Source organism: Gluconacetobacter tumulisoli (assembly GCF_014174155.1).
Classification (GTDB): Bacteria; Pseudomonadota; Alphaproteobacteria; order Acetobacterales; family Acetobacteraceae; genus Gluconacetobacter; species Gluconacetobacter tumulisoli.
The window spans coordinates 196860-212704 of record NZ_JABEQM010000004.1 but is presented as its reverse complement, the minus strand read 5'-3'; the positions used below and the strand labels follow the sequence as shown (position 1 = coordinate 212704).

The following is a 15845-nucleotide window of genomic DNA, read 5'->3' as shown; positions in this document are numbered from 1 at the left end:
TCCGCCACAAATGGCCGGCAGGTTCGGTTTTGCGTTCCGATACGGAGCCGAACACTTCGTTACAGGGGTTCGGTGTAGAGGAACGCCAAGGAGACATACCGGATAAGGCAGGAGCACATCATGGCCTCGATCGACTGGCGTCCGATATCCGAAACGTCCGGCTTCGCCGAAGCCGGTGGAATGGCGCGTTCGTCGGGACGCAGGCTGCGTCAGCGGGTGGCCCATGTGGTTGCGACCTGCGCTATGGGGGCCTGGGTCCTGCTGGCGGTGGTGCCGGTCGTCGTGGTGATCATGGCAATCGGCTGAGGCCACCTTCAAGGCGGCTGGACCGAGATCCGACGCGCCTTTCCCGGGCTTCGGTGCTCATGGCCGCGAAGGCCGCTTCGCCCCTATGCCCGCAAACACATATCGGGCACGCCGGTGCGCGGCATTCCCATTCCTGCGGCCATGTCCGATTTTAGGACAATTTCTGATTGCCCGGCCCAAAGTCAGGGCCGGGGATCACGGGACCAGAACGGTGGCGCTGGCGGTGCAGGCGATGCCTTCCTCGCGTCCCGTGAAGCCCAGGCGCTCGGACGTCGTCGCCTTGACCGAGATCCGGTCGATCCCGACCTGCAGCAGGTCGGCCAGGCGCTGGCGCATCGCTTCGGAATGCGGGCCGATCTTGGGCCGTTCGCAGATCAGGGTGACGTCGGCATTGACCAGCATGCCCCCGCGCGCCCGGATGCGTTCGCCGGCATGGACCAGGAAGCGCGCGCTGTCGGCGTCCTTCCATTCGTTCTGGCTGGGCGGGAAATGGCGGCCGATGTCGCCTTCGGCCAGCGCGCCGTAGATCGCGTCGCACAGGGCATGGATGCCCACGTCCGCGTCGGAATGACCGGCCAGGCCGCGATCGTACGGCACGGTGATCCCGCACAGGATCAGCGGACGGTTTTCGGCAAAGGCGTGGACATCGTAGCCGACCCCTGTGCGCGGCAGCAATGTCGGGCCGATCAGGCGTTCCAGGCGCACGAGATCCTCCTCGTAAGTCAGCTTGATATTGTCTTCCGCCCCGGCGACCAGCGCCACGTCGTGCCCGGCGGCCTCCAGCAGCGCGGCATCGTCGGTCGCATCCGTCGTGACGGCGCCCCGGTGAAGGTCGCGCAGAAGGGCGAAACGGAACCCCTGGGGCGTCTGGGCGCGGTACAGATCGTCGCGCGGCACGGTGCCGGCGATCACGCCATCGCGCCCCCGCTTGATGGTGTCGGCGACCGGGACGGCAGGAATGGCGCCGGGATGCCGCCCCAGGGCCGCGATCACGCCCCGGGTCACCTCGGCCGGGACATAGGGACGGGCGCCGTCATGGATCAGGACGAGATCGGGACGTTCGGCGGCCGGCAGGCGATCCAGCGCCTCCAGCCCCGCGCGCACGCTGTCCTGCCGGGTCGCGCCGCCGGGGACGGTGGGCAGGACGTCCAGCCCGGCCAGGGCCTCGGCCAGCGACGCGACGTCGCCGACCGGCTGAAGCATGTCGACATGCGGGACAAGGGCGTCCGCCGCATGGCGAATGATGGGCCGGCCGCCGAGCGTCAGATACTGCTTGGCGACTGGGGATGCCGTCGTGGCGCTGTAACGGCGGCCCACGCCCGCGGCAAGAAGGATGGCTGCAACACGCATGGCCGGAGCAATGCGGCGCGGACATCCCGGCGTCAAGCGCCAGAACGGTGTCCGTTTCCCGAATTCTTCATTCCCCCCCCGGCGCGCCGGGCAGCCATCGCGATTGCGTGACGGCGAAAGACCATATATTCTGCTTAAATCCTGAGCATCCATGCTGGATTTTCGCTCATCCCCGGTGCGCCGGGCTCGAAACCGACGACCGAAACGGAAGTAATGCCGACCATGTCGCCAGAGTTGTTGCGTCCTGTCGATCTGGGTGGGGGGGTGGTGCTGCGCACCCCGGTCATCCTTGCCCCGATGTCCGGGGTGACGGACCTGCCGTTCCGCCGGCTGGCCCGACGGCTGGGTGCCGGCCTGGTGGTGTCGGAAATGATCGCGTCATGGGCGATGGTCCGGGAAAACCAGGCGACCCTGCGCATGGCCGAGGTCGCCGACGACGGCCCGAACGCGGTGCAGCTCGCGGGATGCGAGCCCGAGGCGATGGCCCGGGCGGCGCGGATCGCCGTCGATCGCGGCGCCGACATGATCGACATCAATTTCGGTTGCCCGGTGAAGAAGGTCGCCGTGGGCCAGCAGGCCGGATCCGCCCTGATGCGCGACGAGGCGCTGGCCGGTCGCCTGCTGGAGGCCGTGGTGCGCGCGGTGGACGTGCCCGTCACACTGAAGATGCGCATGGGCTGGGACCATGCCAGCCTGAACGCCCCCGTCCTGGCCCGCATCGCCGAGGGGACGGGCATCCGCATGATCACCGTCCATGGTCGCACGCGCCAGCAATTCTACAACGGCACTGCGGACTGGTCGTTCGTCCGGCGGGTAAAGGAGGCGGTGTCGCTGCCGGTCATCGTCAACGGCGATATCCTGACGGTGGACGACGCGCGCCAGGCGCTTGCACTGTCGGGCGCCGACGGGGTGATGATCGGTCGCGGCTGCTACGGCCGGCCATGGTTCCTGGCGCAGGTCGGGCGGGCGCTGACCACCGGCGAGATCGTGCCCGACCCCGACCTGGTGACGGAAAAGGCGATCGTCCTGGAACATTACGACCTGATGCTGACGCATTTCGGCGTCCATCCGGGCCTGCGCCTGGCCCGCAAGCATGTCGCCTGGTACTCCGCCGGGCTGCCCGATTCCGCCGGATTCCGCGCCGCCATCAACCGGGTGGATACGGTCGAGGCGGCGATCGGGATGATCGATGCGTTCTATGACCGGCATATCGCCGCCGGTTCGGCAAGGGAGCGGCGTGGCCCCGCGGCGGGCGGCCGGGAGGCCGCCGAGGCCGCGTGAGTACCATGATCCTGCATCGCGATGACGACGCGCCCGCGCTGGCGGCGCGGGTGGGCATGCCCGACGGCGCGGCGTTGCTGGACGCCCTGCCGATGCCGGTCGTCCTGGTGGGGGCCGGCCATCGCATCCGCTATGTCAACAGCGCGGCCGAACCGTTCTTCGGCGTGTCCAGCCCGCATCTGGTGCAGATGCGCCTGACCGACATCCTGGCTGGCGATCATCCGGTCTTCCTGCTGGTCGAACAGGTCCGGCGCGACGGGGTGACCATCGCGGAGCACGAACTGACGCTGGAAGGGCCCCGGCTGCGCCGTGCGGGCATCACCGTGCAGGGAACGCTGGTGACCGAAGAGCCGGATTCGGTGCTGCTGACGTTCCACGATTCCTCGGCCGCGCGGACGCTGGACCGCCAGCTGACATTCCGCTCGGCCGCGCGCAGCGTATCCGGCATGGCGGCGATCCTGGCGCATGAGGTGAAGAATCCGCTGTCCGGCATCCGGGGGGCGGCGCAGCTTCTGGAAAGTTCGGTGGGGGAGACCGACCGGGAACTGGCGGTCCTGATCCGCGACGAGGCCGACCGGATCCGCGATCTGGTCGAGCGGATGGAAATGTTCAGCGACAAGCCGATCGAGCGTCGGCCGGTGAACATCCATCGGGTGCTGGAACGGGTTCGCCTGCTGGCGCAGCAGGGATTCGCCGCCAATATCCGCATCGTCGAGGAATACGATCCCTCGCTGCCGCCGGTCTGGGGCAACCGGGACCAGCTGGTCCAGGTGCTTCTGAACCTGGTCAAGAACGCGGCCGAGGCCATCGCGTCGGAGGGCGAGGGGACGATCACCCTGGGAACCAGCTATCGTCACGGGGTCCGCCTGGCGGTGCCGGGCATGGAACAGCGGGTGGAATTGCCGTTGGTGGTGTCGGTGCGCGATACCGGGCCGGGCATCCCCGACAGCATCCGCCCCCATCTGTTCGAACCGTTCCTGACGACCAAGGCCGGCGGCAGCGGCCTGGGGCTGGCCTTGGCGGGCAAGATCATCGGGGATCATGGCGGCGTGATCGAAATCGACAGCCAGCCGGGCCGGACCGAGGTACTGCTGCACCTGCCGGTCGTGGCCGAGGGAAAAGACACGACCTGACAACCTATCCGGGCCCTTCCTGTCCCCCGTTCCCGGGCGGGACCATCACAGATGGCGCATGGTCGGAGCTTTCCGTCCGTTCAGGCCGTTTCGACGTAAGAGATTGACCCCGCATGCCGTTGCCGACCGTTCTCGTCGCCGATGACGACCGTTCCATCCGCACCGTCCTGAGCCAGGCTCTGGGACGCGCGGGGTATCAGGTGCGTACCACCGCCAACGCGGCGACCCTGTGGCAATGGGTGGAGGAAGGCGAGGGCGACCTGGTCATCACCGACGTCGTCATGCCCGACGAGAACGGCCTGGACCTGATCCCCCGCATCAAGCGGGCGCGGCCGGACCTGCGCGTCGTGGTCATGAGCGCGCAATCCACGCTGATGACCGCCGTCAAGGCGACGCAACGGGGGGCATTCGAATATCTGCCCAAGCCCTTCGACCTGAAGGAATTGCTGTCGGTGGTCGAACGCGCCCTGGCGTCGCCGGCCAGCGCGCTGCCCAAGGCCCCGCCGCCGGACACGGACGAACGGATGCCGCTGATCGGGCGGTCCATGGCGATGCAGGACATCTACCGGATCATCGCCCGGCTGACGACGTCCGACCTGACGGTCATGATCAATGGCGAGAGCGGGACCGGCAAGGAACTGGTGGCCCGCGCCCTGCATGATTACGGACGGCGGCGCGGCGGCCCGTTCGTGGCCGTCAACATGGCCGCGATCCCGCGCGAACTGATCGAGAGCGAGCTGTTCGGCCACGAACGCGGCGCCTTCACCGGCGCCACCAGCCGCAACCCCGGCCGGTTCGAGCAGGCAGCCGGCGGCAGCCTGTTCCTGGACGAGATCGGGGACATGCCGCCCGAGGCCCAGACGCGCCTGCTGCGCGTCCTGCAGGAAGGCGAATTCACGACGGTCGGCGGCCGCCAGCCGATTCGCGCGAACGTCCGCATCATCGCCGCGACGCATCGCGACCTGCGCCAGGCGATTCGGGCCGGCACGTTCCGCGAGGACCTGTTCTATCGTCTGAATGTCGTACCGATCCGCCTGCCGCCCCTGCGCGAACGGGCCGAGGACATTCCCCTGCTGGCGCGCCATTTCCTCGATTGCAGCCGCGAGGACGGGCTGCCCGCCAAGCTGCTGTCCGACGGGGCGATGGAACGCCTCCAGGCCAGTCGCTGGCCGGGAAACGTGCGGGAACTGGAAAACCTGATGCGTCGGCTGGCGGCGCTGTATCCGCAGGAAACGATCACGGCGGAACTGGTCGATACCGAACTGGCCGAGACCCTGCACGAACAGCCCGGCGATCAGCCCGAAGCGCTGGCGCAGGAACCGCTGGCCGACGCGGTTGCCCGGCATATCCGGCATTTCCTGGCCTCGGGCCAGGACGGCATGCCGCTGCACGACATCTATGACCGCGTGATCGCGGAGGTCGAGCGGCCGTTGATCCAGATGACGCTGGCGGCGACCAGGGGCAACCAGATCAAGGCCGCGGCGATGCTGGGCCTTAATCGCAACACGCTGCGCAAGAAGATCCGGGATCTGGACATTCCGGTGGTGCGGGGGGTCAGCTAGCGTCCATGAGGGCGAGGAATCTCATGCCGCGCTGGCGCGCCCGCAGCCGGGCGACCGGACCGATGCGGCTGCTGCTGGGGGTGCTGGCGCGCCGCGACGTGGCGATCATCCTGGTGGCGCTGGCGCTGTGCTTCGGGGTCGCGACCTTCGTCGTGCTGTCCGGCGGCATGTCGCTGACGCATTATCCGCGCGTGCAGGCGCTGATCTTCCTGCTGAATTTCCTAGTCCTGCTGCTGCTGGCGCTGGCGCTGGCCGAACGCGTCGGCCGGGTGCTGGCCGACCGGCGCAGCGGCCTGGCCGGGGCGCGGCTGCATGTCCGCCTGGTGACGCTGTTCGGCATCGTGGCCGTCGCCCCGACCATCGTGGTGGGGACGTTCGCCGCCGTCTTCTTCCACTACGGCATCCAGATCTGGTTCAGCGACCGGGTGAATACCGCATTGAGCGAGGCATTGCAGGCCTCGCACGGCTATCTTCAGGAACATAACGCCAATATCCGGACCGAGGCGTTCTCGCTCGCCAACTATCTGGCCGGGGCGCAGAACAGCCTTTCGGCGACCGGGTCCGACCTGATGCACGATCCCGAGGCGCTGGACCAGATCCTGGATTCCCAGGCGACCCTGCGCGGCCTGGACGAGGCGGTGATCTACGATCCGCTGACGCATACCATCGTGGCATCAGGCGGGTTGATGAGCCGCACGGGCGACATGCAGGCCTTGCCGCCGCCGTCGGCGACGATGATGGCGCGCACCAACGAGATCGCGATTCTCGATTCACCGGACGAAAAGACGGTGCGCGCGGTGATCTCGCTGGGCGACACGCCGTCGCTGATGCTGGTGATCACCCGGCCGGTGGATCCGGTGATCCTGGACCATATGCACAAGACCGAGCGCGTGGTTGCCGATTACCAGCGGCTGAACCGCAACCGGTCGAAGATCCAGTTCACCTTCGTTCTGATCTTCGCGCTGGTGGCCGTGCTGGTGCTGTCGGCGGCGGTGCTGGTGGGGCTGGTGCTGGCCAACCAGATCGTCCGGCCGCTCGGCCTGCTGATCCTGGCGTCCGAACGGATCAGCGACGGCGACCTGAAGGTCCGCGTGCCCGAGGGCGAGCGCGACGACGAGGTATCGAGCCTGTCGCGGGCCTTCAATCACATGACCGACCAGCTTTCGAGCCAGCGGTCCGAACTGATGGTGGCCTACAGCCAGATCAACGAGCGCCGCCGCTTCACCGAGGCCGTCCTGTCCGGGGTTTCGGCCGGCGTGATCGGCCTGGACGCCCAGCAGGTGATCGAACTGCCGAATCGGGCGGCGGGCGTTCTGTTGCAGAAGGATCTGGCGGCGGCGGTCGGGCGGCATCTGGTCGATGTGGTCCCGGAATTCGGCCCCATGCTGGACGAGACCGCGCGGACCCCCGACCGCGTCTGGACCGGCGAGGTCCAGGTGGGCGCCGGCGCGCGGGCCTGCACCTTGCTGGTGCGGATCGGGGCGGAGGCGCGGGGCGTCTCGCCCGACGGCTACGTCGTGACGTTCGACGACATCACGGCCTTGCAGGCGGCGCAGCGCAAGGCGGCCTGGGCCGATGTCGCGCGTCGCATCGCGCACGAGATCAAGAATCCCCTGACCCCCATCCAGCTCGCCGCCGAGCGTCTGAAGCGGCGCTTCCTGCGCGAAATCACGTCCGATCCCGAAACCTTCGCCCAGTGCGCGGACACCATCGTCCGCCATGTCGGCGACATCGGGCGGATGGTCGATGAATTTTCAGCGTTTGCCCGCATGCCGCAGCCGATCATCCGCCCCGAGGATCTGTCGCGAATCGTGCGCGAGGCCCTGATCCTGCAGCGTGCCGCCCACCCCGAAATCCGTTACGAGACCGAGCTGCCGGACCATGGGCCGGTGGTGTCGTGCGACAGGCGCCTGATCGGTCAGGCCCTGACCAATTTGTTGCAGAATGCGGCTGACGCCATTGCAATGGTTCCAAAAGACGGGGATGCTGCGAAGGTCCCGGTCGGCCCGACGGGGACGGTCCGGATTGTCTTGCACGTCGACGGGACGGCTGCGCACCTCTCGGTGTCCGACGACGGCGTCGGGCTGCCCGAGGAAGACCGGCAGCGACTGACCGAGCCGTATGTGACCCATAAACCGAAAGGAACCGGCCTGGGTCTCGCGATCGTCAAGAAAATTCTGGAAGATCATGGGGGTAGCATCCGTCTGGACGACCGGTCGGACGGTAGGGGAGCGGTTTCGATCTTGATACTGCCTATAAAGGACGACCATGGGGCATGAAATCCTGATCGTCGATGATGAGCCGGATATCCGGCTGCTTATCGAGGGTATTCTTCGGGACGAAGGCTACGAGACCCGTCTGGCGGGGGATTCGGATTCGGCGATCAGCGCGTTTCGGGCCCGCAGACCCTCCCTGGTCATACTCGACGTCTGGCTCCAGGGATCGCGGCTGGACGGGTTGGGCATCCTCCAGGCCATCCAGGGGGAGGAACCGGCCGTCCCCACGATCATGATTTCGGGTCACGGCACGATCGAGACCGCGGTCGCGGCGCTGCAGCACGGCGCGTATGACTTCATCGAAAAACCGTTCCAGTCCGACCGGCTGTTGCTTGTGGTGCGGCGCGCGCTGGAGGCTTCGCGCCTCGCACGGGAAAACGCCGAGCTGCGCCTGCGCGCGGGACCCGAGGCGGTCCTGTTCGGCGACAGTTCGGTGATCGCGGGGGTCCGCAGCCAGATCGAGCGCGTGGCGCCCAGCGGGTCGCGCGTGCTGATCTCCGGCGCCGCCGGGTCGGGCAAGGAGGTCGCAGGCCGCATGATCCACGCCCGGTCCCGCCGGGCGGAGGGGCCGTTCATCGCCCTGAACTGCGCCACCCTGGCCCCGGGACGGTTCGAGGAGGAATTGTTCGGGATCGAGGGCGCGGCCGACGGCGCGGGCCGGCGGACCGGCGTTCTGGAACGCGCCCACGGCGGCACCCTGCTGCTGGACGAGGTCTCGGACATGCCGATCGAGACCCAGGGCAAGATCGTGCGGGCCTTGCAGGACCAGAGCTTCGAACGCGTGGGCGGATCGACGCGGGTGAAGGTCGACGTCCGCGTGCTGGCCGCGACGAATCGGGATCTGCAGGAAGCCATCGCGGCCGGCCGCTTCCGCGAGGATCTGTACTACCGTCTGGCGGTGGTGCCGCTGCGCGTGCCCAGCCTGCGGGAACGGCGCGAGGACATTCCAGGCCTGGCGCGCCTGTTCCTGCATCGCGCGGCGGAAAATGCCGGCCTGCCGCTGCGGGAACTGTCGGGCGACGCCATTGCGGCACTGCAGAGCTACGACTGGCCGGGCAACGCGCGTGAACTGCGCAATCTGATGGAACGGCTTCTGATCATGATGCCGGGCAACGGATCCGACCCGATCCGGGCGGAGATGCTGCCGCCGTCGGTGGGTCAGGGCGCGCCGGCCTTGCTGAAATTTGATCCGGCCGCCGACGTCATGGGACTGCCGCTGCGCGAGGCGCGGGATCTGTTCGAAACCCAGTATCTTCAGGCCCAATTGCTGCGTTTCGGGGGAAATATCAGCCGGACGGCCGGATTTGTCGGGATGGAGCGCAGCGCCCTGCACCGCAAGCTCAAGCAGCTGGGCGTGACGTCGGAGGATCGGGGCGGCGGATGAGGTTTTGCCCCGGGCGTAAGGGCCTGCTAGACAGTGCCGATCAAATACGCACGGCTTGGAACGGGATGGCTATCGCGGCGCCCGGACCCGCCCATAGAAAAAAGTAAGGCCCTACCGTGGCAAAAGAACCGACACAGAATGTTCAGGACGTGTTCCTCAACCATGTCCGACGGTCGAAGACGCCGGTTACCGTTTTTCTCGTCAACGGCGTGAAGCTCCAGGGCATCATCACCTGGTTCGATAATTTCTCCGTGCTGCTGCGTCGCGACGGCCATACGCAGCTTGTCTACAAGCACGCGATCAGCACCGTGATGCCCGCCACCCCGGTGGTCCTGTTCGAACCGTCGCGCGGTGACGATTCGGTCGTGGACCTGGCGGAAAAAGACATGGCGGGTGACAACGATATCCTCTGAGAGCCGCATGGAGCAGTCCGCCACGCGGGCGGCGGTCATCCTGCCGTGGGAACGGCCTGACCGCCAGGACGAGGTCCGAGCCGCCGAAGCCCGGTTGGAAGAGGCGGTGGGCCTTGCCGCGTCGATCGGCCTGGTCATCGTTCGCAAGGCGGTCCTGCTGCTGCGCGCACGGCGCCCGGCCACCCTTCTGGGCAGCGGGCAGCTTGAATCGCTGCGCGTAGCGGTTCAGGAGGATCGAGTCGCCGTCGTCATCATCGATTCGCGCCTGACGCCGGTGCAGCAGCGGAACCTGGAGCGGGCGCTGGGCTGCAAGGTCATCGACCGGACGGCCCTGATCCTGGATATTTTCGGCGAGCGCGCGGCGACGAAGGAAGGATCGCTTCAGGTCGAACTGGCGCATCTGGAATACCAGCGCAGCCGCCTGGTGCGAACCTGGACGCATCTGGAACGCCAGCGCGGCGGTTTCGGATTCCTCGGCGGCCCCGGCGAAACGCAGATCGAGGCCGATCGCCGCATGATCGGCGATCGCATCGTCCGCCTGAAGCGCGAGCTGGAGCAGGTGCGGCGCACCCGCGGGCTGCATCGCGCGGCACGGCGCCGGGTGCCGTTTCCGGTCGTGGCCCTGGTGGGATACACCAACGCGGGAAAATCGACCCTGTTCAATGCCCTGACCGGGGCCGCCGTCTTTGCCCAGGATCAACTGTTCGCCACGCTGGATCCGACGATGCGCGGCATCCGCCTGCCGTCCGGGCGCCGGATCATCCTGTCCGATACCGTGGGATTCATCAGCGACCTGCCGACCGAACTGGTTGCCGCCTTCCGTGCGACGCTGGAGGAAGTGGCCGAGGCCGACATCATCCTGCATGTCCGCGATATCTCCCACCCCGACAGCGCGGCGCAGCGCGCCGATGTCGAGGACGTGCTGGAAGGCATGGCCCGCAGCGGCACGCTGGAGGAGGAATGGCGTGCGCGAGTGGTCGAGGTCCAGAACAAGGCCGATCTGATCGGTGGCCGCGAGGCCGTTCATGCGCGCGAAGGCAGCGTGGTCATTTCCGCCATCACCGGCGAGGGCCTGCCCGAATTGCTGTCGGCAATCGACACGCGCCTGACCGAGGCCATGGAAACCGTGCATTATACGCTTCCGGTAGGCGATGGTGCGCTGCTGGCATGGCTCTACGCCCATGGCGAGATCACCGAACGCCAGGACAGCGAGACCGAAATCATGGTAACCGCCCGCCTGCTGCCGGCCGATCGGGCGCGCTTTGATCTTCAGAATGCGGAGCGCGGCAGGTAGGGCGGCCCTGGCAGGTCGGGCCGCCTGATCGCGCGCCGATCCCCGGGACGGCGGATCCCGGAGTGACGGGAGGCGGAGAATGACGATGACGGTCCCTGTTTCGGTCGATGGCATGCGTACGGTGCTGGAGATCATGCGTGGCGCGGCGTCCCGGCAGATCATGCCGCGCTTCCGGCAACTCGACTCCGCAAGCATTCGGTGCAAGAGCAGCCCGCTGGACGTCGTGACCGACGCCGACGAGGCCGCAGAGCGCGAGATCGCCGCCGCCCTGCGTCACCTGTCGCCCGGCGCGGTGGTGATCGGGGAGGAGGCCGCATGCGCCCGGCCCGACCTGCTGGATGCATTGGGCGCGGCGGACCTGGCCTATGTGATCGATCCGATCGACGGCACCGCGAATTACGCGGCCGGCGTGCCGCTGTTCGGGGTGATGGTGTCGGTGGTGGTCCGGGGCGAGGTCGCGGGTGCGGCGATTCTCGATCCGGTCTGTAACGTGGCGGCCCTGGCCGTGCGGGGCGAGGGGGCGTGGCTGGCCGGTGCCGATGGAGCGGAACGCGCATTGTCGGTGGCCCCGCCCGTGGCGGCCAAGGCGATGTCCGGCAATGCGTCCTGGCGGTACCTGAATCCCGAGATTCGTGACACCGTGACGCACAATCTGCCCCGGGTCATGGGATCGTGGGATTTCCGCTGCGCGGCGCATGAATATCTGATGATCGCGGACGCCAAGTGCCATTTCCTGCTGTTCAACCGCACCCTGCCCTGGGACCATCTGGCGGGGTGGCTGATCCATCGCGAGGCCGGGGGCTATTGCGCGCATTTCGACGGATCGCCCTATCGCGCGACGGACCGCGAGGGCGGCCTGCTCTACGCCCCGGATCGGGACAGCTGGCAGGATCTGTACGACCTGCTGATGGATCGGGGCTGAGCCTCCCTCCCGCACCGTTGTCCCGGCCGGTCTGGCCAATGATTTTCCCCGTGCCTGAGCAACCAATCCCCCTGGCAGGCGTCAGGATTCCCAAGGTCGGGCCTTGTCCGAACCCACCAGAGTCCGAGGCTACGGCCCCCGGGTGATGGATAACGAATTGGTTTCCAAAGGCCTGTGGCCTTTGGCGGGTCTCAGGACAGGGCCCTGAGTGGGAGACTGAATGATGCGTCTGATGACGACGATGCCGAGTGTCGCTCTTTGCCTGGCGCTTGCGGCGCTATCTGTCCCGGCGAATGCCCAGAGCTCGGGTACGGAACCATCGGGCAGCGTGACCGTGCCCCCCGATGCCGGCCATACCACGGGCCCCGATACGTTGGAACGCACGTTGCCCTCTTCGCGACAGCAGGCCGAGCCGGGCCCTGGTTCGACCCCGAACAAGCCTGCGCAGCCATCGCCCAGGAAGCCGGTCGACCGGAAAACCTGTCCCGACGCACGGAAGGACAAATCGGGGCACTGTCCGGGGTAGGGGGTACGTTTGGGTCATGACGCCGCGCGCCAACTGGAAGGGCCTGCTACGGGTTGGTGAACTGGTCTGCCCGGTGGCCCTCTACACGGCTGTCTTGACGTCCGAACGCATTGCCCTGCATATCCTCAATCGTGCCACCGGCCATCGTGTGCAACGGCATTTCGTGGACGAGGAGACCGGCCAGCCGGTGGAGCGGGACGATCAGGTCAAGGGATACGAAATCGGCGTCGGCGACTATGTGATACTGGAACCCGACGAAATCGCCGCCGCCGTGCCCGAAAGCGACAGAATGCTCACGGTGTCGGCGTTCATTGCCTGCCGCGAGATCGACGACATCTATCTCGACCGTTCGTATTACCTCGCGGCCGGACGCGGCGCCGAAACCTCGGACGAGGAAAGCGTCTATCCGCTGATCCGCGACGCGATGCGGGACATGAAGGTGGCGGCGCTGGCGCGGACCGTGCTCTTCCGCCGCCTCCGGACGCTGCTGGTCCGGCCCCATGGGACGGGGCTGATCGCGTCCACCCTTCATTTCGATTATGAGGTCCGCTCGGTGGACGAGGCGTTCCAGGACATTCCGGGGGGCGGGCTGAAGGACGAGATGATCGATCTCGCCCGGCACATCATCGGGACGCGGACGGGACATTTCGATCCGGCGGCGTTCGATGATCGCTACGAAGGCGCGCTGGCCGAACTGGTCCGGGCAAAGAGCGAAGGGCGCAGGATCGAGGCTCCGTCCCGGCCGGCACGCGGCACGGTCGTCGATTTGATGGAGGCCCTGCGGGCGAGCGCGGGACAGAAAACGCCGCCGGGCCGGCCATCCGGCGGACGGTCGGGGGCGCGCCGAAAGGCCGGCTGAATCCATGGCGCTCCAAACTTACCGCAAGAAGCGCGACTTCCGCGTCACGGCAGAGCCCCGGGGAGGGGTGGCTGCGGCGGAAGGGCACCTGTTTGTCGTCCAGAAACATGCGGCGCGCCGTCTGCACTACGATTTCCGCCTGGAAGTGGATGGCGTGCTCAAAAGCTGGGCCGTGACGAAAGGCCCGAGTCTGGTCCCGGCCGAGAAACGTCTTGCCGTGCATGTCGAGGATCATCCCCTGGAATATGGAGATTTCGAAGGGACGATTCCCCAGGGCCAATATGGCGGCGGCACCGTCGAATTGTGGGATCGCGGGACCTGGACCCCTCTTCATGACGTGGCCGAGGGACTGGCGAAAGGTCATCTGGATTTCGACCTGCAGGGCGAAAAACTGCACGGACGATGGCACCTCGTCCGAATGGCGGCCCGGCCGCGTGAGAAGCGGGACAACTGGTTGCTGATCAAGGGGGACGACGAGGCCGCCCGTACGGAGGCGGACCCCGATATTCTCGAGGAACGGCCGGATTCGGTGAAGACCGGCCGGTCCCTCGACGACATCACGGCGGATCGCCCCCCGGCCCGCCGACGGACCAGGACCGCGGCCGGGACCGCATCCCCCAGGCCCGACCCGGCCCTGGCCGAAGGGCCTGGGTCCTTGACCCGGGTCAAGGGCGCCGCAGCCGTGCCGATGCCGCCCTTCGTCGCACCGGCACTGGCGACCCTGGTACCCCGGGCGCCGGGTGGCCGACGCTGGATCCATGAAATCAAGCTCGACGGCTATCGCCTGCTCGCCCGGATCGCGGAACGGCACGTCCAACTGTTGACCCGCAGTGGTCTCGACTGGACGACGCGGTTCGGCCCCGGGGTCATCGACATGCTGTCGGCCCTTCCGCTGGACGACGCCCTGATCGACGGCGAACTGGTGGTGGAGAACGCGAACGGCGTATCCGATTTTTCCGCCCTGCAGGAAGATCTTGCTTCCGATCGGACGGACCGGTTCGTCTTCTATGCGTTCGACCTGCTGCATCTGGACGGGTACGACCTGCGGGGTGCCCCACTGATGGCCCGGAAGGAGATCCTGCGCCGTCTTGTCCCGGCGGAGGACGGCCCGCTGCGGTTCAGCAGCCACTACGACCAGGCGGGCGATCTGGTATTCCACCATGCCTGCCGACTGAGCCTGGAGGGTGTCGTCTCGAAGCTGCGGGATGCGCCTTATCGTTCGGGCCGGGGCAGGGACTGGGTAAAATCGAAATGCTCCGCCCGGCAGGAATTCGTGATCGGTGGCTATGTTCCCTCCACGGTCTCGAAGACGGCGATCGGCTCGCTCGTACTCGGGGTCTACGATGGTGGCGGGCTGCGTCATGTCGGACGGGTCGGAACCGGCTTCACCGCCGCGCTGGCGCGGGATCTGTTCCGCCGGCTGGACCCGGCGGCCGTTGCGAAGAGCCCGTTCGTCGGCAAACTGACCGCCGACGAGGCGCGGGGAGTACGCTATGTGCGTCCCGAACTGGTGGCCGAAATCGAATTCCGGGCATGGACGGCCGACGGACATCTGCGTCACGCGTCCTTCCGCGGCATCCGCGAGGACAAGCCAGCCACCGAGATCGTCCGGGAAGTCGAAACCCCCGACGTCGAGCCCCCGCCGCCGCAACGCCGCATTGTGAACCTGACCCATCCCGACCGGCTGTACTGGCCGGATTCGGGGGTGACGAAGGAAGGGCTGGCCGATTATTACGCCGATGTCTGGCGCTATATCGCCCCCTTCATCGTCGATCGTCCGCTGGCGTTGCTACGCTGCCCGGACGGCATATCGGGCCAGACATTCTTTCAGAAAAATCTCTGGAAAGGGGCCAGCCCCGGGATCGTGGCGCTGGACGACCCCGCCGCCGGCGACGGTGGGAAGCTGATCGGCATTCATGACTTCGACGGGTTGATGGGCCTGGTCCAGGCCGCGACGCTGGAGATCCATCCCTGGGGGGCGTCCTGCCGGGATTGGGAGCGGCCGGATATGATCGTGATGGATCTGGATCCGGGCGAGGACGTACCCTGGACCGCACTGATCGACGCGGCGCAGGAAGTCCGCCGGCGGCTGGAGGCCACCGGCCTGGCGGCTTTCGTCAAAACCTCGGGCGGCAAGGGCCTGCATGTCGTAACACCCCTCGTGCCCCGCGCGGACTGGGCCACGGTCAAGGGTTTCACCAGGGGACTGGCACAGGCCATGGCGTCCGACAGCCCCGACCGTTATGTGGCGACCATCACGAAGGCCCGGCGGCGGGGACGGATCCTGGTCGATTACCTGCGCAACCAGCGTGGCGCGACGGCCGTCGCACCTTATTCGACCCGCGCCCGGCCCGGCGCGCCGGTGTCCATGCCCCTGGCCTGGGACGAACTCGGGCCGGGGATCGGACCGGCGCATTTCACGCTGGCCACGGCCCCGGCGCGCCTGGCCGCCCTGGATGCCGATCCCTGGGAGGGGTTCCGGCAGGACGCCCGGCCGCTGGAGGCCGCGCCGCCCGATACGGACTGAGGCCGCGGCCCA

General features: G+C 67.4%; 12 protein-coding genes. 11 read left to right on the top strand and 1 reads right to left on the bottom strand.

Annotated elements, in window-relative coordinates:
- The first annotated feature begins 120 nt into the window (after positions 1 to 120).
- Positions 121 to 306, top strand: coding sequence for a hypothetical protein (locus HLH28_RS07005; protein WP_182956622.1), 186 nt, complete (start codon positions 121 to 123; stop codon positions 304 to 306).
- A gap of 195 nt (positions 307 to 501) precedes the next feature.
- Here the strand turns inward: HLH28_RS07005 and ispF are convergent, their stop codons facing one another.
- Positions 502 to 1656, bottom strand: a complete 1155-nt coding sequence (gene ispF / locus HLH28_RS07000) for a 2-C-methyl-D-erythritol 2,4-cyclodiphosphate synthase (RefSeq protein WP_182956619.1) — start codon at positions 1654 to 1656, stop codon at positions 502 to 504.
- Positions 1657 to 1878: 222 nt separating this feature from the next.
- Here ispF and dusB point away from each other — a divergent pair, with 222 nt between their 5' ends.
- From dusB to ligD, 10 genes are all read left to right on the top strand, one after another.
- Positions 1879 to 2937, top strand: a complete 1059-nt coding sequence (gene dusB, locus HLH28_RS06995) for a tRNA dihydrouridine synthase DusB (protein ID WP_182956616.1) — start codon at positions 1879 to 1881, stop codon at positions 2935 to 2937.
- A gap of 5 nt (positions 2938 to 2942) precedes the next feature.
- Positions 2943 to 4070 carry a two-component system sensor histidine kinase NtrB gene (locus tag HLH28_RS06990; RefSeq protein WP_408869827.1) on the top strand — a complete coding sequence of 376 codons (1128 nt, stop codon included), beginning with the start codon at positions 2943 to 2945 and terminating at the stop codon, positions 4068 to 4070.
- A 113-nt stretch (positions 4071 to 4183) separates the two neighbouring features.
- Positions 4184 to 5632 carry a nitrogen regulation protein NR(I) gene (gene ntrC, locus HLH28_RS06985; RefSeq protein WP_182956613.1) on the top strand — a complete coding sequence of 483 codons (1449 nt, stop codon included), beginning with the start codon at positions 4184 to 4186 and terminating at the stop codon, positions 5630 to 5632.
- Between the two features lie 23 nt (positions 5633 to 5655).
- On the top strand, positions 5656 to 7911 hold the full coding sequence (locus HLH28_RS06980) for a sensor histidine kinase NtrY-like (RefSeq protein ID WP_182956609.1): 2256 nt from the start codon (positions 5656 to 5658) through the stop codon (positions 7909 to 7911).
- The gene (ntrX, locus tag HLH28_RS06975; protein WP_182956606.1) at positions 7901 to 9292 is read left to right on the top strand and encodes a nitrogen assimilation response regulator NtrX; all 1392 of its coding nucleotides are present in this window, start codon (positions 7901 to 7903) and stop codon (positions 9290 to 9292) included. Before HLH28_RS06980 ends, ntrX begins: the two co-directional genes overlap by 11 nt.
- A 116-nt stretch (positions 9293 to 9408) precedes the next feature.
- The gene (hfq, locus tag HLH28_RS06970) at positions 9409 to 9705 is read left to right on the top strand and encodes an RNA chaperone Hfq (protein ID WP_182956603.1); all 297 of its coding nucleotides are present in this window, start codon (positions 9409 to 9411) and stop codon (positions 9703 to 9705) included.
- A 7-nt stretch (positions 9706 to 9712) separates the two neighbouring features.
- Positions 9713 to 10999 carry a GTPase HflX gene (gene hflX, locus HLH28_RS06965; protein ID WP_182956600.1) on the top strand — a complete coding sequence of 429 codons (1287 nt, stop codon included), beginning with the start codon at positions 9713 to 9715 and terminating at the stop codon, positions 10997 to 10999.
- A gap of 85 nt (positions 11000 to 11084) precedes the next feature.
- Positions 11085 to 11921, top strand: coding sequence for an inositol monophosphatase family protein (locus tag HLH28_RS06960; protein WP_182956596.1), 837 nt, complete (start codon positions 11085 to 11087; stop codon positions 11919 to 11921).
- A gap of 542 nt (positions 11922 to 12463) precedes the next feature.
- Positions 12464 to 13306: a non-homologous end joining protein Ku gene (ku, locus tag HLH28_RS06955; RefSeq protein WP_182956592.1), complete on the top strand. Its 843-nt coding sequence runs from the start codon at positions 12464 to 12466 to the stop codon at positions 13304 to 13306.
- Positions 13307 to 13310: 4 nt separating this feature from the next.
- Positions 13311 to 15833 carry a DNA ligase D gene (ligD, locus tag HLH28_RS06950; RefSeq protein WP_182956589.1) on the top strand — a complete coding sequence of 841 codons (2523 nt, stop codon included), beginning with the start codon at positions 13311 to 13313 and terminating at the stop codon, positions 15831 to 15833.
- The last annotated feature ends 12 nt before the right edge of the window (positions 15834 to 15845 follow it).